The following is a 21,106-nucleotide window of genomic DNA, read 5'->3' as shown; positions in this document are numbered from 1 at the left end:
TTACCTTTCATTCACAGATTTTGGCAAATATCGTAGAAGAAATCAAACAACCGATCAATGAGGAAATGAAACTTTTCGAGCAGAAGTTTTATGAATCGATGCAGAGCAAAGTACCTTTATTGGATAAAGTAACCCGTTTTATTGTTACTACCAAAGGAAAGCAGATGCGTCCTATGTTTGTATTCCTTTGTGCAAAGCTGATAGGTGAGGTCAATGAAAAAACATACCGTGGAGCTTCTATGATCGAGCTTATCCACACGGCGACTTTGGTACACGATGATGTGGTGGATGAAAGTTTCAAACGTCGTAATTTTTTCTCCATTAATGCTCTGTGGAAGAATAAAATTGCTGTTCTGGTAGGAGATTACCTTTTATCAAAATCCGTATTACTTTCTACAGATCACAAGGATTATGACCTTTTGGGAGTAATTTCCAGAACCATCCGTGAAATGTCCGAAGGAGAGCTTTTGCAGTTGGAAAAAGCCAGAAAGCTGGATATCACCGAAGATGTTTATTACGAAATTATCCGCCAGAAAACTGCTACATTGATTGCTGCCTGCTGTGAGATTGGTGTCCTGTCCAACAATGCAGACGAAGCTCTTGCCAAAAAAATGATGGATTTCGGAACGTATACAGGAATGGCCTTTCAGATTAAAGATGACCTTTTCGACTATCTGAGCTCAAATGTGATCGGGAAACCGGTAGGGATAGACATTAAGGAGCAGAAAATGACACTTCCCCTGATTTATACTCTGAAAAATGCCGGGGAAAAAGACAAAAAATACTATTTCAATACCATAAAGCGCTATAATAATGAACAGAAAAGGGTAAAAGAACTTATAGAGTTTGTAAAAAGCTCCGGTGGTATGGATTATGCGATAAAAGTTATGAAAGACTTCCAGCAGAAAGCCAAAGACATCCTGAATGAATTCCCGGATTCTGAGCCGAAGAAATCTTTACACCTGATGCTGGATTATGTAATTGAAAGAAAGTTTTAAGAATTGGAATTAAAATAAAAAAAAATCGGAAACTGATAAGGTATTCCGATTTTTTATTTTAAAATTAGATCTTTTGAACAGTAACGTTCGTTACATTACCATTTCCTGTAGGTCCCATTTCCGTTGATAAAACAGTAGCTGCCTGATTAGGAGCGGCTGTAAAACGAACCTGATAATTTGCTGTAGGTATGATAAGCAATGTTGTATAATTCATAAGCTCACCAATTCTTGTAGTAGGGGTAAGCGCTGGGGTTGCAGTCGCAGCGTAATGACTTCCTCTTCCCAAATAAGTGGCGTCAGGAACAGGTCTTATTCCCAAAAGTAACTGTGCATCTGCAGCAATGCCCGCAAAACTTGCCTGTAATGTCACCAGATAATTTCCTGCCTGGGTGAAAGTTAAAACTCCCGTACTTGTATTATAGCTATAAAACGGCGAAGTTGCTATTGGTGCAGCAAACATAAGAGTAGTAATAGTTGCAGAACCTGAAATACTCTGATCTGCCGCTAAACGGGCATGGAATAATGAGTAGGCTGTAAAATCTATAGTTTTCAGTACCCCAGTTGCATCAGCTACAACAACTCTGTCTGTACCTCCCACACCTATATTTGTGGTAATATTCCGGATTCTCGCATTTCCTGAAGCTACATCCAGCATATCAGTTGGAGTAGTAGTTCCAATACCTACATTAGCATTGCTGGTTACAACAAAATCATTGAGTTGCTGTGCAGCAGAAGGCGCACCCGATGCCGGATTATCTTTAGCTCCATCAATATGAAGAATAGCCTGTGGGTTGCTTGTTCTTATACCTACTTGTGCGAAAATAATGCCTGACGTTAAAAAAACGCCAACCAGCGAAATAATTTTTTTTCTCATCGATTTATTTTTTTTCTTTTATGTGTTAAAATTACATAACAATTCATTTCGTTTATCAATTTTTATACCATAATAGAAATAATGATTAACGATATGATAATTTTGGACTGTTTAAAAGGAAAAAAATTACGGATTATGTAAAAAAAATCTCTTTGGTTTGAATTAATTCATGCCGGAAAGTATCTTATTATTTTACCGTTTTAAGGACAGGTTGGTGATTTATTTATTGAAAGAAAATAAAAACGGCAAAAAATGAGATGATCACATTATAGATTTAGTCAATTATTTTTACCGTCACAATAATAACAGCTAGAACAATACAAAATAAAGCGATTAAAAATAAATAATCCGCAATAGTCTCATATTTATTTTCCTGCTTTTCACTTTTGGTCCGGATAGCCAAAAACGAAAAGAAGCAGCTACAGGAAAATAATAGGCAGGCTAAACCGGCAAATTCATCCAGATGTGTATTCCCACTGATTTTAGAGATCTTAAGTGAGGTGATGATAATCAGGGAAAAACCTAAAAGATTGCTTGATGCATTCAGGATGTGGGTTGATTTTTTTTCCATCATTTACAATTTTTCACAATATAACACACAATTTTTTTATTATCAAATTTTTAAAAAAGATTATTGAAAATTAAAATTAATTTAAAAATTGTATATTAGCACCATACTTGAAGAATAAAAAACTTTTATATCTAGCTATGCAGACAACCTATATTGAAACACAGCAAATTTCCTTCCAGGATTTTAAAAATCAGATACTTGAAGACTACAGGTTAGGAAGGATATCGCGCGAAATGTCTTATCTTGGAAGAAGAGAAGTGCTTACAGGAAAAGCTAAGTTCGGAATTTTTGGGGATGGTAAAGAGCTTCCTCAGCTGGCAATGGCGAAAGTTTTCAGAAATGGGGACTTCCGTTCAGGATATTACAGGGATCAGACTTTTGCATTAGCGGCAGATGCTTTAACGGTTGAAAGCTTTTTTGCACAGTTGTATGCAGATACAAGTGTTGAAAGAGAGCCGGCATCAGCAGGAAGACAGATGAACGGGCACTTCGCCACAAGAAGTTTAAATGAAGACGGAAGCTGGAAAGATCTTACAGCACAGAAAAATATCTCCTCGGATATTTCTCCTACAGCGGGACAGATGCCCAGATTATTAGGACTTGCTCAGGCTTCCAAAGTATATAAAAGTGTAAAGTTTGACGGATCAGAAAAATTCTCAAAAGAAGGTAATGAAGTTGCTTTCGGTACCATTGGGGATGCTTCAACAGCAGAAGGCCATTTCTGGGAAACTCTGAATGCAGCCTGTGCGCTTCAGGTTCCTATGATTGTTTCTATCTGGGACGACGGTTACGGAATTTCTGTTCCTACCAGGAATCAGAGAGCAAAAGCTGATATTTCTGAAATGTTAAGCGGCTTCCAGAGAAAAGAAGGCGAAAACCAGGGATGCGAGATCATTCAGGTAAAAGCCTGGGATTATCCTTCATTATTGGATGCCTATGCCAGAGCAGAACATTTCGCAAGAACGGAAAGTGTTCCGGTTGTTGTTCATGTTATTGAAGTTACCCAGCCTCAGGGGCATTCTACATCCGGATCTCATGAAAGGTACAAGAATGAAGAGCGTCTTTCGTGGGAAGCAGATTTCGACGGCTTGGTGAAATTCAAAGAATGGATCTTAAATTATTCAATCGAAATTGAAGGAAAAGAGGAAATTATTGCTTCAGCAGAAGAATTGGATGCAATAGATGATGAAGCTAAGAAAATAGTAAAAGCAGGTCAGAAAAATGCATGGGAAAACTATCAGAAAACCATTACAGACCTAATTCAATCTGTTCTTCCATTAGTTGAAAACCTTAAAGGTCAGAATGCTGAGATCGAAGGATATATTGCCCAGTTCAGTAAATTGGTTTCCAAAGCTAAAAAAGATATTTTCCAGCTGACAAGAAAAGCTTTATTGGTAACAAGAGGAACCAACTCTGCGGAAAGAACCCAGCTGATGCAGAAGTACAATGAAATTTTTGAAACAGAAAAAGATAACTATTCTTCACATTTATATTCACAATCTCAGTGGAAAGCTGAAAATGTGAAAGAGATCAAACCTGTTTTCTCAGACAGCTCTGAAGAAGTGGACGGAAGAGTAGTGGTAAGAAATAATTTCGACAAGATTTTCGAAAAATATCCTGAAACTTTAGTATTTGGTGAAGATGCCGGAAATATCGGTGACGTGAACCAGGGACTGGAAGGAATGCAGGAAAAATACGGTGATATACGTGTAGCAGATACCGGAATCCGTGAAGCTACCATTCTTGGTCAGGGAATCGGGATGGCAATGAGAGGACTTAGGCCAATCGCTGAGATCCAGTATTTAGATTATATCCTTTACTGTTTACAGGGAATGAGTGATGATCTGGCAACCGTTCAGTACAGAACAAAAGGAGGCCAGAAATCTCCTGTAATTATCAGAACAAGAGGTCACAGACTGGAAGGTGTTTGGCATTCAGGTTCTCCGATGGCGGGAATTCTGAATCTTTCAAAAGGTGTTCTGGTATTGGTGCCGAGAAACTTAACGAAAGCTGCTGGCTTCTACAATACAATGCTTCAGAGTGATGATCCTGCTGTTATTGTTGAATGCCTGAACGGATACAGATTAAAAGAAAAACAGCCTGATAATTTAGGTGAATTTACTGTTCCTGTTGGTAAAATTGAAGTAACCAAAGAAGGAAAAGACGTTACTCTGGTAACTTACGGTTCCACATGGAGAATTGTGATGGACGCCGCAGAACAATTGGAAAAACTTGGAATTTCTGCAGAAGTTATTGATGTTCAGTCATTAATTCCTTTCGATTTAACCAATGAAATTGCTGAAAGTGTGAAGAAAACCAACAGATTAGTCGTTATTGACGAGGATGTGGAAGGGGGTACTTCAGCATTTATTCTTCAACAGATTTTAGAAAAACAAAAAGCATTCAGATATCTTGATTCAGATCCGTTAACGATTGCCGCAAACGATCACAGGCCTGCTTATGCAAGTGACGGAGATTATTTCAGCAAGCCGTCTTCAGATGATATGGTAGAAAGAATCTATGCCATGTTCAATGAAACAAATCCTCAGAAATATCCGGCGATATTTTAATTGGGATTTTAGATAAAACTGAACCGCTTTCTTTTGGAAGCGGTTTTTTGTTGGCTATTGCATATTTTTCTAAAATTTGTAAATTGGGTAGATCTAACCAATAGTACAAATGATTGTAAAACCAAGCCGCGAAAATTTTATAAAAGAAAATTTCTTTGAATTATCTTTCAGAGATGAAAATCCGGATTTTGAAAAATTTAAAACACTAAATTCTACAGAGCTTCATTATCTTGCAGACATTTATAACTGGGATGATGGGGTGGAAGTTTTATTTTGGATCATTAACTCCGGTAAATGCGATAAAGGAACCGCGTTAATGATTTTTTGGAGAGCAGTTCCGGATTATTATTTTGAAAAAAATGAAGATGAATTAGAAATTTACGAGAAAGAGGTTTATCAATTATTAAACAAAATCGTCGAGGCATTTAAATCCAATAAATTTAGAAGATCAGGATTAAAATATAATCCTGCGGATGATTTTGATACTGATTCAGAAGAAATATTAACCTGGAATATTCCAAATGAAATGACAAAAAAAACAAAAGGATTCAAGCCGGTTTACTTAGGAACACTATTGAATGCATTGAAAAAGAAATATAAAAAATCAAACAACAGAAAACGCAGGAAATAAAATACGGAAAATGAAAATCACCAGACTGGTCATCCTCTTCAACTATCAAAAAATAATATTTGGACTTATCGTTTCCGCGCTTCTCTTCGGATTGTCGTTTTGGATTAATTCAGAATTGATCTTTTTGCTATTCAGGATTGTAAGCGGTCTTATTATTTTAAATATAATTGCTTCACTTATTGCTTCTTATATTTTATATGATCATTCGGATTTATATGAATTGAACAATTTAAAAGGAATAATAGATTGGGAGAAAACTGAAAATGCCATTTTGGTTCATGCCAGTTTTGATCCTCTGTCAAAGCGATTAGAAGAAAAATATCCGAATTTAAATCTGACAGTTTGTGATATTTACGGAAACAGGCATGAGCATGAAAAAGGAATTGAAATATCAAAAAAAATATTTCCACCTAACCCTAATGAAATAAAAATTTTACCGGATAAATTACCTTTTGAAAATCAATCTCAGGATGTAATTCTTGCTGTAACAGCACTGCATGAAATTTTAGAAGAAGAACAAAGAGTTTTATTTTTTAAAGAAGCAAAAAGAATTCTGAAAGATGATGGATTGATTATTCTTTCAGAGCAGTTCAGGGATGTAACTAATTTTATCTTCTTTAATATCGGGGCTTTCCACTTTTTGAGTCAGAAACAATGGAAAAGGGCCATTTCCAAAGCCGGCTTAAAAATAGTTTCTAATCAAAAGATGACTTATTTTGCCAATATGCTCATTATAAAATAGCTAAAACTTAGTTAAGCTCCAGCCATCTTTTCCGTTTCCCTCCCCAATAGCTTGCAATCCTTTCCATCCTGTAATTCCTTATTCTGATAAGTGGCTTCCCATTCCTCCAGCATATACAATATCGGTAAAAGTGCCAGTCCCTTTTCCGTAAGGGAGTATTCCACTCTTGGAGGCAGTTCTTTGAACTCTTCACGGATGATGAGCCCGTCATTTTCCATTTCTCTTAGCTGGTCGGTCAAAACCTTTCTGGAAATCACATGAATCCTTACGGCAAGTTCCCCAAAACGTAACTTACGGTCTTTAATTACCAGAACAATGATCGGTTTCCATTTGCTTCCCAAAGCAGACATTGCCTTACCCAAAGGGCAGCTGTACTGCATCATTTCATTCTTTTTCATAATATTCTATTTATTTTTTACCTGTTACTTTTAAGTTACTAATGTAAGTTACTGCGAAGTTACCACTATTTTTCCAATGAAAGATACAAAAACAAACTATTATTAGTTACTTTGTGTAACAATTATAAAATACCAATTTAAAAATGAGCACAGAATCATTATTTAAACCATTTGTTTACAAAAATCTGGAACTTAAAAATAGAATAGTAATGGCTCCTATGACCAGAGCACAGTCTGATAATGGAGTTCCTACCCAAAATATTGCAGAATATTACGCAAGAAGAGCTGCCGCAGAAGTAGGATTAATTCTTTCCGAAGGAACTGTCATTAACAGAACCGCTTCCAAAAATATGCAGAACATTCCTGATTTCTATGGAAATGAGGCATTGGCAGGCTGGAAAAACGTAATCAATGCCGTTCATCAGAATGGGGGTAAAATGGGGCCTCAGATCTGGCATGTGGGAGATACAAGAATGTCTGAAGATTACCCTCTTGCACCCATGGAAAAAGCTTCTGCAATGACTCTTGAGGATATTCAGGATACCATTGCACAGTTTGCTGCTTCTGCAAAATCTGCAAAGGATTTAGGATTTGATGTAGTTGAAGTTCATGGAGCACACGGATACCTTATAGATCAGTTCTTCTGGGAGGTAACCAACACGAGAACCGATGAATATGGTGGGAAAACCATCAAAGAAAGAAACCGTTTTGCAGTAGACGTTATTAAAGCTATAAGAGCAGCCGTAGGAGAGGATTTCACAATTATTCTCCGTCTTTCACAATGGAAACAGCAGGATTACAGCAGCAGATTGGCCCAGACTCCGGCAGAAATGGAAGACTGGTTATTACCTTTAAAAGAAGCGGGAGTAGATATTTTCCACTGTTCACAGCGCCGTTTCTGGGAACCGGAATTTGAAGGTTCAGACCTGAATTTCGCAGGATGGGCAAAGAAAATCACAGGGCAGCCAACCATTACAGTAGGTTCTGTAGGCTTGAAAGGAGACTTCATGAGTGCTTTTGCCGGACAGGGAACTGAGAAAACAGACCTTACAGAACTAATCAGAAGACTGGATAATGAAGAATTTGATCTTGTTGCTGTAGGACGGGCCCTTTTACAGGATCCTCAATGGGTTCAAAAAATAAAAACAGGTAACACGGAAGAGCTGCTGGACTTTTCAGCAGAAAGCATGGGGAAACTGTATTAAGATGAATAATATACAGTGAATTCACCATCAATACATTATATTTTTTCTTTATTTTATATATAATTTTTCACCTATTTATTATTAAAGAAACCCGCTTTCAGAATTTCTGAAAGCGGGTTTTATTGATTTTAATCCGGGCATTCCATCGTATTGGAAATACATTTCCATCGTGACGGAAAACCGTTTTTAGGCGGGATGTAGCATGCTGTTGTTCCTTCCGGACATTCAGGAGCATTGCCTCCATTGATTTTTTTCAAATCTGATTTTGCTAATTTTTTTAAATTTTTCATACGTAATAATTTGTTGTATAATAAAAGTAGAATATTTTCACAGAATAGCGAAATAATTACTTGAAAATATCAGTGAAATAAAATAACCGCGCTCCAAAAATATTTTGGAGCGCGGTTTTTAACAGATTTAAATATCTAAAATTACCGGATAAACGGTAACAGTGATTTATTGATTACAAACCAATATTTTTTGTAGGTTTCAGCTGTTTAAGAATACTTTTAGGAACTGCATTCTTATGGATAAGGATAGCAGTTGATTTATATTCTACATAAGGTCTTGTTACATAAATATAGCCTTCAAAATCATTGGTTACACCCCATGAATTTTTAACCATATAATATTCTTTACCGGTTTGGTCTTTTGCCAGCCCTACGATATGCATCCCATGATCATCCGTAGTGGAAAGATTGTTAAGTCCTTTCTGGCGTAAGTCTTCCGTGATGGTTTTATCTTTCTTTGACTCAGTGAACAAAGACTGCTTGTTCTCATCAGTTATCTGGTTCAGATCCATATCCGGAACATACGCTACACCATTTTTGTAAGAGAAATAAGGCTCGGTAACGTCCGTTGCCCATCCTACAGAATATCCTTTATTTACTGCATTATCGATAATTGCAGTTAAATCTTTCATCGGAACATTCCAGTCAGAATCATGGCTCCAGTTATCAGGAATCGGAACTACGAATTTCTGGTAATAAGGATAATCTTTATATGAAGAAATTTCCACATAATCTTCCGGATTAATACCTACAACCTCTTTGGCAAATGTTTTAGGCGTATAGTTTTTTCCTTCATAAGTAAAGTTAGCCGGAACTTTTCCAAGGTATTCATCCAGAATGGCATCTACCGGGTCCATCCAGTTATCAGTCAGTTTTGCTTTTGAACCGGCCTGAACAAGACTGTCCAGAACAGCTTTTAATTTTCCCTGCATTTCTTTGAAATTATTCAGGGTTTGGCCTGTTTTCAGACCTGTATAAACATCCTGAGGCACTGCACCGTATTTTTTATACATATTGATAACATCATGCAGTTCACCTCCGTCGCCCCAGCTGATAGCTCCGTTGTTTAATACATATAATTTGGCTTTATCATGGTAAGAATTTCTGGCCGTAAAAATTTCAGCAAGATCTACAGGCTTTTTACCCATTCTCTGCATCTCAGATTCAAGGAAGGAATTTCCGGAATAGCTCCAGCACGTTCCTGATGAACCCTGGTTTTTCACTGAAGTAGCTCCTACGTCTTTTAACGTGGTAAACTGGAAATTAGCATTTTGAGACTGATTGTTTTTTAATTTGTTGATTAAATCATCCTGGGCAAACATCATACTTCCTGCAGACAAAACAAAAAGTAATGAGGTAATTTTGATATTTTTCATTACTATAAAAGATTATTTATATGAATAGTCGTTCATAGTAAAGATTTGTTACAAAGGGAAAAGTTAAATTTGGAAAGAGAAAAAAGAAGTAAAGTTGAAAATTGTTGGATATGAACATGGCAAAGAAAGCTGAGAAAGCAAATCTGTAATCAGCTTATTGACTTTTTCTAAAAAAATAAAAATATTTCCAACCTATCTAAAAGTTTATGCATCTATAAGTGTATAAAGCCTGACTATGGAAAGAGAATTACTAATAGAATGCCAGCGTAACAGCCGCAGTGCACAGCGGAAGGTTTACGAGAAAATGGCGGGCAAGCTGTACGCAGTCTGCAGACGCTATCTGAAAAACGATGAAGATATTGAAGAAGTATTGGCCGATACTTTTTACAAAATATTCACGAAGATCAATCAGCTTCAAAACCTGGACACCTTTGAAGGCTGGGCGAAAAAAATAACTGTGAATGAATGTCTTCAGAAACTGAGAGCTACCAAAGCACAGTTCATTTCTATGGATGACAGTTTTGCAGAAACCTCCGGTGTTTCATCAGAAAATATTTCGTTTGAAAAAGATATTCTGAGCCTGTTGAACTTTCTGCCCGAAGGTTGCAGGGCAATATTCAACCTTTTTGCAATAGAAGGGTATCCGCATAAGGAAATCGCTTCCATGCTTTCCATAAGCGAAGGAACATCAAAATCCCAGCTCAATTTTGCAAGAAAAAAACTACAGGAACTTTTGATCAATCAGAACATTTAAACTTTAAGAAATGGAAAATAATCACGATATAGATAAAAGATTCAATGATGCTTCCAGGCTTTCAGAAGAACCGGCTGTTTTTCCGGGTTTTGATAAAGTTTGGGCAAAGGTTGAAGAAAAACTAGATAAAAAAGAAGAGAAAAAGAAAATATGGCCCGTTTGGTTGCCTTATGGAATTGCAGCCAGCCTGGTTATTGGATTGGGAGCATTTTATTTCATCAGTAAAAATAAAACTGCTGAGACTTCAAAACCTCTGATTGTTGATAACAAAATTGAATCTCATCCTGATAAAAATACAGCTCATATTGTTGACAGTACAGTAAAATCTAATATTGAAAAAGAGATTCAAGCCTCAAAAGCCATACAAAAAGAAACTCCATTGGCTTATGAACCGGGTAAGATTAAGGACGCAGCTGTGAATGCATACGATGAAATTTACACTTCGAGAAAAGCAGATTATTCAACGGATGAATATTTTATTAAAAAGCAGGAAGAAACACTTTCTCCTGCCCCTCAAAGAAAGAGAGGACAATGGAAAGATACAGCAAGAACACAGGATATTGAAGAGGTTGTTTTAACAGGCTTAATTCCTAAAAAGAAATCTGAATATACTTCAAGCGCAGTTAGTGTACAGTCAAATTATATTGCATCAAATACTACCCAGCAGCTTCAGGGAAAAGTAGCCGGGTTACAAATACAAAGTGCTCATGGTATTAAAAGAAGAAAGAATGAAGAGATCAGAAACACTTTCAATACAATCAATAATGGCTATTCAAACAACAATAATCCGGTTGTAATAAGAGGCTTGGCAAGTATAAAAGGAACAGCTTCCCCATTATTTATCGTTAACGGTAATATAGTGGAACAGGATTATTTCAGTGCATTAAATCCCAAGAAAATTAAGAGCATAGAGGTTGTGAAAGGAGCTGCGGCAGCAGCACTTTATGGAAGCCGGGGAGCGAACGGAATCATTGTGGTAAGAACCAAAAGGCTTTCCAGAAAGGAGAGAAAGAGTATGGAAGAAATACAGAAGACCATTAGTCAATACAGACAAAATCCTGTTTCTGCTAATGAAGGATATGATGAGTTTGTAGAAAATCCGTTTGAACTTACTAAAAATGAGCCACTGTCAACTTTTTCTATCGATGTGGACAATGCTGCCTATTCCAATATCAGGAGAATGATCAATAACGGGCAAACCGTAGATAAAAATGCAGTGAGGATTGAAGAAATGATCAATTATTTTAAATACAGCTATCCTCAGCCTAAAAATGATGTTCCGTTTTCAATCAGTACCGAATATGGTGATGCTCCCTGGAACCCCGGCCATAAGCTACTTAAAATAGGACTTCAGGGGAAGAATATGGCTATGGATAAACTTCCGGCCTCTAATCTTGTATTCCTGATTGATGTTTCCGGATCTATGAATGAAGAGAATAAGCTTCCACTCCTGAAATCTTCCTTCAAAGTGCTTCTCGATCAGCTCAGACCGCAAGATAAGGTTGGTATCGTAGTATACGCAGGAAGTGCCGGAATGGTTCTGCCACCTACTTCCGCAAAAGAGAAGGATAAAATAGTTTCTGCGCTGGATAATTTGCAGGCAGGCGGAAGTACTGCTGGCGGGGCTGGAATAGAACTGGCCTATAAGCTGGCTCAGGAAAATTTTGTGAAAAATGGAAATAACCGCGTCATTATAGCTACTGATGGTGATTTCAATGTCGGGGCTTCTTCTACTTCAGATATAAAAACTTTGATTGAGGAAAAAAGAAAATCCGGGATTTTTCTTACCTGTCTTGGTTTCGGGATGGGAAATTACAAGGACAATATGCTTGAAACTTTAGCTGATAAAGGAAATGGGAATTACGCTTATATTGATAATATGCAGGAAGCCAATAAATTCCTCGGAAAAGAATTTGCAGGAAGTATGTACGCCATTGCAAAAGATGTGAAAATTCAAATTGAATTCAATCCCAAATATGTAAGCTCTTACCGTTTGATAGGGTATGAAAACAGAAAGCTTAGAAACGAAGACTTTACCAATGATAAGATTGATGCGGGAGAATTGGGAAGCGGACATACCGTAACCGCTTTGTATGAAGTAATTCCCGTTCAGGTAAAATCTGAATTCTTGCCTGAAGGAAATCAATTGAAATACAGTAAAACCTCTGCTTCTGAAAATTTTAATGATGAATTGGCAACCATTAAATTCCGTTATAAAAAGCCTGATGGAGGTGCAAGTACAGAAATAGTCCATGCTGTAAAAAATACGGATAGCTCAATAGCTGCCGCAAGCCCGGATTTTAAGTTTGCATCTTCCGTTGCCTGGTTTGGGTTGGTACTGAGAAAATCTGACCTGATTGTGAAAAAAGAACTATCCGATATCGAAGCCCTGGCCGGACAAGGGAAAGCAGATGATAAGGAAGGGTACAGATCTGAATTTTTAAGGCTGATTGAAAGTTATAAAGTAATTTCAAAATAATTTAAAATGAAGCACTGCCTGTAAGATTTTTAAAATAAACAGCAGTGCTTTATTTTAACAAAAAATTAGATGTTTTTAACAAAAATTAAATATATTTTGATAATTTCACTGCCAGTAAAAAAAATTATGATGAAAAAAATAAGTACTGCAATAGTTGCGCTGGCACTCCTGAGCAGTTGCAAAACCAATACAGTATCTACGGGAGAAAATGGCTCCAAACCTTTAAGCATCAGAAAGGATAAAGATCAGGATGGAGTTCCTAATAAAACAGATCAGTGTCCTGAAATTGCAGGTCCTGTTGAAAACAATGGCTGTCCGTGGCCGGAAACTGATGGTGACGGAGTTATAGATAAAGACGATGCCTGTCCAACTGTTGCTGGCCCTCCTGAAAATAATGGCTGTCCGTGGCCGGATACTGATGGTGATGGCATTTTAGATAAAGACGATGCCTGCCCTACGGTTCCCGGAATGCCGGAGTATAATGGGTGTCCTAAACCTAAAAGTCAGACAGCCATAGAAGTATATTCAGAAAGTATTATTACGAGCAGTGCACCCAAAAGGAGAGCATTTGATCAGAATGAAAAAAAATATCAGAACAATAAAGTAAAGCCTGCTGATAAAAAAGGAGTGAAAAAGCAGATAGATTATAACGACGAAGAATACGCTTCCCTGGTTGAAAATCCTTTTGAGTTAACAAAAAACCAGCCAGTATCCACATTCTCTATTGATGTTGATAATGCATCCTATTCTAATATCAGAAGAATGATCAATGGTGGAGACAAAGTAGATAAAGATGCGGTAAGGATTGAAGAAATGATAAATTATTTCAGATATGAATATCCTCAGCCTGAAAGCAAAAGACCCTTCTCAATCAATACAGAATATAGCGATTCACCTTGGAATCCCGGTCATAAACTACTTAAAATAGGTCTTCAGGGCAAAAATATTCCGATGGATAATCTACCCAATTCAAACCTTCTATTTCTTATTGATGTTTCCGGATCTATGGATGCTTCCAATAAGTTACCATTGCTGAAATCTTCATTAAAATTACTTTTAAACCAGTTAAGACCACAGGATAAAGTAGGAATTGTAGTCTATGCTGGTAGTGCCGGAATGGTTCTGCCCCCAACTTCAGCTAAAGAAAAAGATAAGATTACAGAAGCCTTGGATAAGCTAAGTGCAGGAGGAAGCACGGCAGGCGGGGAAGGAATAGAACTGGCCTACAAGCTTGCCCAGGAAAACTTTATAAAAGGCGGGAATAACAGGGTTATTTTAGCTACGGACGGTGATTTTAATGTGGGAGAATCTTCTGTTACAGGTCTTGAAGCTCTCATTGAAGAAAAGAGAAAATCAGGTGTATTTCTTACCTGTCTTGGATACGGAATGGGAAATTACAAAGATAACAGGATGGAAACTTTAGCTGACAAAGGAAATGGGAATTACGCCTATATCGATAATATGCAGGAAGCCAATAAATTTCTAGGAAAAGAATTTGCAGGAAGTATGTACGCCATTGCAAAAGATGTGAAAATTCAAATTGAATTCAATCCTAAATATGTAAGCTCTTACCGTTTAATTGGGTATGAAAACAGAAAGCTTAGAAACGAAGACTTTGCCAATGATAAGATTGATGCGGGAGAATTGGGAAGCGGACACACGGTAACTGCATTATATGAGATTATCCCTGTGAACGTTAAATCAGTATTTGCTCCTAAAGAAACGAAATTAAAGTACACAACAACTTTAAATTCCCAAAACTTCGGAGACGAACTGGGAACAGTAAAATTCAGGTATAAAAAACCGGATGAGGACAAAAGTGTTGAATTCAGTCAGATTATTAAAAATTCCGATGAATCCGTTGCATCTGCGAGTCCGGATTTCAAGTTTGCGACTTCAGTAGCCTGGTTCGGGTTAGTGCTTCGGGATTCAAAATTAATTGAGAAAAAAGATCTTGATACCATTGAAACGCTTGCAAAAGAAGGCAGGAATAAAGATGAAGAAGGGTACAGATCTGAATTTATAAGATTGGTAGAAACCTATAAATCTATCCAAAAATAGCTTTAAAACAGGCATTCTTTAAAGGTGTCTGTTTTATTTTAAAATTTATTTTCAAAAATTACTGAAAATTCAAAAATTATAATTACATTTGTTACAGAAATAAGAAAAGAGAAATCAATGAAACTTTCAGAGGCAAAAGAAAAGTACATCCAGACATGGGGAACCTTCGCTACTAACTGGGGAATCAACCGTACGATGGCACAGGTTCATGCATTGCTTCTGGCAAGCGGAAAACCTCTTTCCACTGATGAGGTAATGGAACAGCTGGAGGTTTCAAGAGGGAATGCCAATATGAACCTACGCGCTCTGATAGATTGGGGAATTGTAAGAAAAGAATTTATAAAAGGAGACCGAAAAGAATATTTCATAGCTGAAAAAGATATTTGGTACCTTTTTAAACAAATCACAAAAGAACGCAGAAAAAGAGAAATAGAACCTGTAATTTCTTTCCTGGAAGAACTGAAAAATATTGATGATAAAGATTCAGAAGAAGCTAAGGAATTTATAAAGCTGATGGATGATTTCAGCTCGGTTACAGGAAAGATCAACAATATTATGGATCTGGCCATTAAAAGCGACGATCACTGGCTGGTAGGGAAAATCACCAACCTGTTAAAATAGAAGAGGAGGAATCCTTTTTTATTTGAATTTAATTTTCAAAAATTACTGAAAATATAATATTTATAAAATGTTTAATATCGTATCATATGTCATTTTCCTCACGGTGAGTTTTTACATCACCATAGATGTTGGAAGAAGATGCTTTCAGGCCGGAAAATCTTATCTGGAATACCTGATTCATGATAAAGGCATGTGTCTTACGATCAACAGGATACTTCTCGGATGCTATTACCTGCTGAACCTGGGATACATTGCCATTAATCTCGCAGTCTGGGACAGGGTAACTTCTACAGAAGAATTGATTGCAGTAACTGCAGCACGTATAGGTTATATCGCCCTGATCCTCTGTGTTCTGCACTATACAAACATTTTTACCCTGTACTTCTTAAGAAATAAATTAACACTAAAATAATAAAGCTATGACTACAACAGTTTTAACACAGACGTACAATTTTTCAGCGTACATGATCTATCTGCCAATTGTAATTGCCCTTACCGTATTGGTAACCCAGTTTCTGTTTAAAAATTCTAAGACGTTCATGGTTGATATTTTTCATCAGAAAGAAGACATTGCAATGGCAACGAACTCTCTCTTCAAGATCGGATTTTATCTTCTGAATATAGGTTTTGCCTTATGTATCATTGAATTTTTCCAGATTGAGACCGTAGAAAGACTGGTTGTTGCTTTAAGCAAAAAAATCGGAGGTTTCTCCATTTATCTCGGACTTATGATGCTTTTGAACCTGTTACTGTTCCTGAAAGGACGTAAACATTCCATGAATAAAGAAAAACGTATCGAAAATGAAAACACTGATATTTAAAATCTGGATGTATTTTACCTTCAGATTTCACAACAAAAGGACCAGAGGCGATTTTTTAACCTTTTAAAATCAATCATCATGAAAACCTTAAAAAATCACACGCTCATTTACGATAACGAATGCCCGATGTGCAACATCTACTCAAAAGGTTTCATCAACTGTGGAATGCTTGATGCAGATGGGAGAGAAGCCTTTACAGATCTGAGCTTTAAAAACAAAGACCTCATTGATTTCAACCGTGCGAAAAATGAAATAGCATTGGTAGATCACAACAAAAATAAAGTTGTTTATGGATTGGAAAGTCTTCTTCTTATCATTGGAAATTCCTTTCCTTTGCTGGAAAAAGCAGCCAGAATAAAACCGCTGTACTGGTTTTTCAAAAAGCTTTATTCATTTGTTTCTTACAACCGTAAACAGATTATTCCGTCAGCAAAAGATCAGAACGAACAGGCTTGCATTCCTGATTTTAATCTTAAGTACAGAATTGCATATCTAATCTTCGGAGTTTCTTTTTCAGGTTATATTTTGAGTATATTTTCAGAAAGACTGGGATTCAATCTGAACCATAATTTTATGAGGGAATTTACCGTATGCATTGGGCAGGTCATTTGGCAGACTTTATTTCTGAGAATCTGTTTAAAAGACAAAATCTGGGATTATCTCGGAAATATGATGACCGTTTCCCTCATAGGAACACTGCTTCTAATTCCTGTTTTATTCATCAGCCTCGCACCATCTTTTTATATCATTTATTTCGGGATGGTTGTATTAATTATGTTTTTGGAGCATATGAGAAGATGTAAACTCTTAAAATTGAACTATCTTCCCACTATTTCATGGATATTATTCAGAATGACAGCTTTAGCTCTTATCATCTGGTTTATCCTTTAAAATTTAACCTAAGAATGACAACAATATATTTAGAAACACCAATCAAAGCAGATGTTCATAAAGTTTTTGATCTGGCCAGGGATATTGACCTCCATCAGAAGTCAACAGGAAAAACCAATGAAAAAGCAATTGCAGGAAGAACTTCCGGGCTTATTGAAGAAGGGGAAACTGTAACCTGGAGAGCAAAACATTTAGGTGTATACCAGACCTTAACGACAAAAATTATCAGCATGGAAAAACCAGTCCGGTTTACGGATGTGATGCTTGAAGGAGCTTTTAAATCAATGAAACATCAGCATATTTTTAAGAACAAAAATGATGGTACATTAATGATTGACATCTTTGAATTTGAATCCCCATTAGGAATCATCGGAAGATTTTTCAACCATATTTTCCTTAAGAATTATATGAAGAACTTCCTACTTGAACGAAACCGTCTGATTAAGAAAATCGCTGAAATATAAACCAGAGTCTTGCCCCAAATTCCAAACTTCAAAAACCGCAAAAATGAACTTCTTAAAAGCCGAATGGCGAAAATTAGCCATCATCAATTACGAAATAGACCCTGAAATTCTGGACAAATACCTTCCCGAAGGTACAGAGCTCGATTTCTACCACGGGAAATGTTATGTAAGCCTTGTTGGATTCATGTTTTTAAATACAAAATTATTAGGTCTTTCCATTCCCTTTTACCGGAATTTCGAAGAAGTAAACCTCCGGTTTTATGTTAAAAAGAAAGAAAAAGATATCTGGAAAAGAGGCGTTGTTTTTATCAAAGAAATCGTTCCCAAATATGCACTCAGTTTTGTGGCCAATACATTCTACAAAGAAAATTATAAAACAATGCCCATGAGTAATGAAATCCATGTGAACAACAATGAATTGATGGTGAAATACTCATGGAAAAACGGAAGCTGGCATTCTTTAAAGATCAAAGCGGACAGTAATGCTCTTCCTATGGAAACAGATTCAGAGTTTGAATTTATTACAGAACATTATTTCGGGTTCACTAAAAGGGAGAATAAAACCTCAGAATATGAAGTTTGCCACCCGAAATGGGATTATTACCGGATTAAAGGCTATGAACTGTATATCCGGTTTGAAACACTCTATGGAAAAGACTTTGCATTTCTTAATAATCAGGAACCCATTTCAGTCATGCTGGCAGAAGGCTCTGAAATTGAAGTAAAAACTAAGAAATATATAATGTAATCAAAATAAGAACTTAACACAAAACGCAATGAAAATAATAATTGCAGGCGGAACCGGATTTCTCGGTGAAAGCCTGGAAAAATATTTTAAAGAAAAAAGAGCTGAGGTATATATTCTCACAAGAAAACCTGAACGAGACAATGAAATATACTGGAATGCCCAAACCTTAGACAGTTGGAAAGATTGCATTAATGGAGCAGATGTTCTGATCAATCTCACCGGAAAATCTGTGGATTGCAGATACAACGAAAAGAACAAAAAAGAAATTTATACATCAAGAATAGACAGCACAAAAGTACTTCAGGAAGCCGTTGATCAATGCACCACTAAACCCAAAGTCTGGCTGAACGCATCTTCCGCAACCATTTACATACATTCAGAAACACATCTGAATACGGAAGAAAACGGGATTATTGGCGATGATTTCTCCATGAACATCTGCAAAAGCTGGGAAAAAGAATTTTTCACGATTAATAATGAGGATGTAAGAAAAGTGGCTTTGAGAACCTCTATTGTTCTAGGAAATAATGGCGGTGCTTTTCCGAAACTTCGTACCATCACAAAATTCGGTTTGGGTGGAAAGCAGGGGAGAGGACAACAGAAAGTAAGCTGGATCCATGTTGATGATTTTTGTAATGCCGTTGACCGGATCATTAACCAGGAAAATATATCAGGAACAATCAATGTAACCGCTCCGGTACCCGTTACCAACGAAGAACTGATGAAAAAAATGAGAGAAAGCCTGAAAATTCCTTTTGGTTTGAATGCCCCGGTCTGGCAGCTTGAAATAGCATCAGTATTTTTAAATACAGAAACAGAACTGTTGCTTAAAAGCAGAAATGTTTATCCCGAAAAACTCATCAGAAACGGGTTTCAGTTCATCTATCCGGAATTAGATAAAGCATTATTTATTTTATTGAAAGACAAAAATTAAATACATTTATTTATCTTAGCATAAAAATTAAAACAATAATGATTATGAAAAAATATTTACTTTCAATACTATTTATAAGCAGTTTAATTTTCTCTCAAGCATTGCATACAGAGAACTTTGAAAATTATAGTATTGGAGCATTCAATAATTGGACTATCATAAATTATTCAAGTGGAACTCCTAATATTCCTGCAGCTTACAGACCTCCAGTTTTGCAAGTTTCTCAAGGTAATGGAGGACAAGGTAAAATTCTTAAAATAACGACACCTAACAATCAGTTTATGGATCGTTATGAAATAAAAAATACCGGTAATTTGGGGACTTTATGGTCAGGTAGACAATCAGGAAATAATGTTTTAAGAGTTAAATTCCAATTATATACTAAAGATATTAAATCCGATATTACTATTGGTCTTTATGATAGTCAAAAAAGAATGATTGTTGGTTTAACTATTGGTCTAGAAGGAAGAATAATAGATGGATATGCAAGAGCTACCAAGAAAGTCGATAACACAGTGGACTATTATAAAGTTTCATTATTAAACAATCAATTTAATCCACCAAATGTTTTACAAGATATAGTATATACCTATGACTATGATACAGGTAAAGTTACTATAGAGGGACCATATGGAATAGGTGTATTGGATGCTGCAAACACTCAGTATAATCCAATACCTAACCAGGAAATTTTTGAGCATAGAATGTATTTTAGCTTTTTAAGTGGAGTACAAAATGGAGTTATGCTTTTAGATAATTATCAGATTGAAGCACTTCCATTTTCAGCGTTAAGTACTATTGATCATAAATCAGAAGATCAGACCTTTAAAATTTATCCCAATCCATCAAACGATTATATTAATGTAAGTTATCCAAATATCAAAAATATACAGTTTTTGCAAATTTTTGATATGAATGGAAGATTGATTGATAATCCGGTTGCTTCTTCTAAAATTAATATATCTGGTCTTCCAACAGGAAATTTCATTTTGAAAGTTTTAACTAAAGATGGTAATATTTTTACAGAAAAGTTTATAAAGAAGTAGAATCAAACGGATTTTGATATTTTCAAAATAAAACTAAAATTCCTTTTCCTTTTATCTTTTCTTGTGTTCAGCCTTATTTTCCCAGAAACATGTAAAGAATTATGAAAATTTTCTTATTGAGGTGAAACCTACTACAGTTTAATAGGAAGTAGTAAAAACTCTGGTATGATATATGTAATATTTACCTAAACGTGAATGAATTTAATCTACATTTGTTAATTGATTGAAATCATTCAGAAAAAGTAAATGTCATGAGAAAGTTTTTTATATCAACAGTCGTGTTATTAGGTCTGTCAATGAATGTCAATGCCCAGAAAAGTCCTCCGCATCCTTCCAAAGCTGAACTGATCAGCATGAAATCGAAGGAACTGGATAAAAGATACAATACAGAAAAGAAACTGATCCTGAATCACCCGCTTGCCACCAAAAAAATGAAACGGGATCAGATGAAAGCATTAAATGAAAAATATCAGAGTCAGAAAAGATTACTGAAAAAAATGTAATGTGGAATTTTAAACGTAAATAAAATACGTAAAGAGAGTACTTTTTGTATTCTCTTTTTTGTTTAGAGAGAATGAAAATAACATTCGAAGATGAATTTGCAGAAACGTGCTTCATCCAATATTTTTCCT

22 protein-coding genes are annotated in these 21,106 nt (G+C 36.0%); 17 read left to right on the top strand and 5 right to left on the bottom strand.

Annotated features, from left to right (window positions below):
- The first annotated feature begins 20 nt into the window (after nucleotides 1-20).
- Complete coding sequence (locus HNP36_RS07960) at nucleotides 21-998, top strand: polyprenyl synthetase family protein (protein ID WP_184158689.1); 978 nt, start codon at nucleotides 21-23, stop codon at nucleotides 996-998.
- Nucleotides 999-1,062: 64 nt separating this feature from the next.
- Here HNP36_RS07960 and HNP36_RS07955 read toward each other — a convergent pair whose 3' ends face one another.
- Both HNP36_RS07955 and HNP36_RS07950 read right to left on the bottom strand, forming a co-directional pair.
- Complete coding sequence (locus tag HNP36_RS07955; RefSeq protein WP_184158691.1) at nucleotides 1,063-1,872, bottom strand: hypothetical protein; 810 nt, start codon at nucleotides 1,870-1,872, stop codon at nucleotides 1,063-1,065.
- Between the two features lie 274 nt (nucleotides 1,873-2,146).
- Nucleotides 2,147-2,443: a hypothetical protein gene (locus HNP36_RS07950; protein WP_184162174.1), complete on the bottom strand. Its 297-nt coding sequence runs from the start codon at nucleotides 2,441-2,443 to the stop codon at nucleotides 2,147-2,149.
- 137 nt (nucleotides 2,444-2,580) lie between these two features.
- Between HNP36_RS07950 and HNP36_RS07945 the strand changes: the two genes are divergently transcribed.
- The 3 genes from HNP36_RS07945 to HNP36_RS07935 all read left to right on the top strand — a co-directional run bounded on the left by HNP36_RS07945 (nucleotide 2,581) and on the right by HNP36_RS07935 (nucleotide 6,386).
- Nucleotides 2,581-5,013, top strand: a complete 2,433-nt coding sequence (locus HNP36_RS07945; protein WP_184158693.1) for a thiamine pyrophosphate-dependent enzyme — start codon at nucleotides 2,581-2,583, stop codon at nucleotides 5,011-5,013.
- 109 nt (nucleotides 5,014-5,122) lie between these two features.
- Entirely contained in the window at nucleotides 5,123-5,644 is a 522-nt protein-coding gene (locus HNP36_RS07940; protein ID WP_184158695.1) for a DUF4274 domain-containing protein, read from the top strand.
- Between the two features lie 10 nt (nucleotides 5,645-5,654).
- Nucleotides 5,655-6,386 carry a class I SAM-dependent methyltransferase gene (locus HNP36_RS07935; RefSeq protein WP_184158697.1) on the top strand — a complete coding sequence of 244 codons (732 nt, stop codon included), beginning with the start codon at nucleotides 5,655-5,657 and terminating at the stop codon, nucleotides 6,384-6,386.
- A gap of 11 nt (nucleotides 6,387-6,397) precedes the next feature.
- Here HNP36_RS07935 and HNP36_RS07930 read toward each other — a convergent pair whose 3' ends face one another.
- Entirely contained in the window at nucleotides 6,398-6,784 is a 387-nt protein-coding gene (locus tag HNP36_RS07930; RefSeq protein ID WP_184158699.1) for a winged helix-turn-helix transcriptional regulator, read from the bottom strand.
- 143 nt (nucleotides 6,785-6,927) lie between these two features.
- On the opposite strand from HNP36_RS07930, the gene HNP36_RS07925 reads away from it, so the two are divergent.
- The gene (locus tag HNP36_RS07925) at nucleotides 6,928-7,989 is read left to right on the top strand and encodes an NADH:flavin oxidoreductase (RefSeq protein ID WP_184158701.1); all 1,062 of its coding nucleotides are present in this window, start codon (nucleotides 6,928-6,930) and stop codon (nucleotides 7,987-7,989) included.
- Between the two features lie 128 nt (nucleotides 7,990-8,117).
- Here the strand turns inward: HNP36_RS07925 and HNP36_RS07920 are convergent, their stop codons facing one another.
- Nucleotides 8,118-8,279, bottom strand: a complete 162-nt coding sequence (locus HNP36_RS07920; RefSeq protein ID WP_184158703.1) for a bacteriocin-like protein — start codon at nucleotides 8,277-8,279, stop codon at nucleotides 8,118-8,120.
- Nucleotides 8,280-8,452: 173 nt separating this feature from the next.
- Nucleotides 8,453-9,655, bottom strand: coding sequence for an aminopeptidase C (locus tag HNP36_RS07915; RefSeq protein ID WP_184158705.1), 1,203 nt, complete (start codon nucleotides 9,653-9,655; stop codon nucleotides 8,453-8,455).
- A gap of 235 nt (nucleotides 9,656-9,890) precedes the next feature.
- Here HNP36_RS07915 and HNP36_RS07910 point away from each other — a divergent pair, with 235 nt between their 5' ends.
- From HNP36_RS07910 to HNP36_RS07855, 12 genes are all read left to right on the top strand, one after another.
- Nucleotides 9,891-10,409 (top strand): RNA polymerase sigma factor, encoded by a 519-nt coding sequence (locus tag HNP36_RS07910; RefSeq protein WP_184158707.1) that lies wholly within the window; start codon nucleotides 9,891-9,893, stop codon nucleotides 10,407-10,409.
- Nucleotides 10,410-10,419: 10 nt separating this feature from the next.
- A complete protein-coding gene (locus tag HNP36_RS07905) occupies nucleotides 10,420-12,888 on the top strand; it encodes a vWA domain-containing protein (RefSeq protein ID WP_184158709.1) in 2,469 nt (822 codons plus the stop codon).
- 126 nt (nucleotides 12,889-13,014) lie between these two features.
- Nucleotides 13,015-14,949, top strand: a complete 1,935-nt coding sequence (locus tag HNP36_RS07900; RefSeq protein ID WP_410494157.1) for a vWA domain-containing protein — start codon at nucleotides 13,015-13,017, stop codon at nucleotides 14,947-14,949.
- A gap of 117 nt (nucleotides 14,950-15,066) precedes the next feature.
- Nucleotides 15,067-15,570 carry a GbsR/MarR family transcriptional regulator gene (locus HNP36_RS07895; RefSeq protein WP_184158711.1) on the top strand — a complete coding sequence of 168 codons (504 nt, stop codon included), beginning with the start codon at nucleotides 15,067-15,069 and terminating at the stop codon, nucleotides 15,568-15,570.
- A 67-nt stretch (nucleotides 15,571-15,637) separates the two neighbouring features.
- Nucleotides 15,638-15,982, top strand: coding sequence for a hypothetical protein (locus HNP36_RS07890; protein ID WP_184158713.1), 345 nt, complete (start codon nucleotides 15,638-15,640; stop codon nucleotides 15,980-15,982).
- Nucleotides 15,983-15,989: 7 nt separating this feature from the next.
- Complete coding sequence (locus tag HNP36_RS07885; RefSeq protein ID WP_184158714.1) at nucleotides 15,990-16,391, top strand: hypothetical protein; 402 nt, start codon at nucleotides 15,990-15,992, stop codon at nucleotides 16,389-16,391.
- A gap of 78 nt (nucleotides 16,392-16,469) precedes the next feature.
- Nucleotides 16,470-17,282, top strand: a complete 813-nt coding sequence (locus tag HNP36_RS07880; RefSeq protein WP_184158715.1) for a DCC1-like thiol-disulfide oxidoreductase family protein — start codon at nucleotides 16,470-16,472, stop codon at nucleotides 17,280-17,282.
- A gap of 14 nt (nucleotides 17,283-17,296) precedes the next feature.
- On the top strand, nucleotides 17,297-17,746 hold the full coding sequence (locus HNP36_RS07875) for an SRPBCC family protein (RefSeq protein WP_184158716.1): 450 nt from the start codon (nucleotides 17,297-17,299) through the stop codon (nucleotides 17,744-17,746).
- Between the two features lie 43 nt (nucleotides 17,747-17,789).
- The gene (locus HNP36_RS07870) at nucleotides 17,790-18,494 is read left to right on the top strand and encodes a YqjF family protein (protein WP_184158717.1); all 705 of its coding nucleotides are present in this window, start codon (nucleotides 17,790-17,792) and stop codon (nucleotides 18,492-18,494) included.
- A gap of 28 nt (nucleotides 18,495-18,522) precedes the next feature.
- On the top strand, nucleotides 18,523-19,428 hold the full coding sequence (locus HNP36_RS07865) for a TIGR01777 family oxidoreductase (protein ID WP_184158718.1): 906 nt from the start codon (nucleotides 18,523-18,525) through the stop codon (nucleotides 19,426-19,428).
- Between the two features lie 44 nt (nucleotides 19,429-19,472).
- Nucleotides 19,473-20,474 (top strand): T9SS type A sorting domain-containing protein, encoded by a 1,002-nt coding sequence (locus HNP36_RS07860; RefSeq protein ID WP_184158719.1) that lies wholly within the window; start codon nucleotides 19,473-19,475, stop codon nucleotides 20,472-20,474.
- A gap of 251 nt (nucleotides 20,475-20,725) precedes the next feature.
- The gene (locus tag HNP36_RS07855; RefSeq protein ID WP_184158720.1) at nucleotides 20,726-20,977 is read left to right on the top strand and encodes a hypothetical protein; all 252 of its coding nucleotides are present in this window, start codon (nucleotides 20,726-20,728) and stop codon (nucleotides 20,975-20,977) included.
- Nucleotides 20,978-21,106: the final 129 nt, after the last annotated feature.

It is taken from the genome of Chryseobacterium shigense, from assembly GCF_014207845.1.
GTDB classification, from domain to species: domain Bacteria; phylum Bacteroidota; class Bacteroidia; order Flavobacteriales; family Weeksellaceae; genus Chryseobacterium; species Chryseobacterium shigense_A.
The sequence above is the reverse complement of the archived record's forward strand: the minus strand, read 5'-3'. Positions and strand labels throughout refer to the sequence as shown.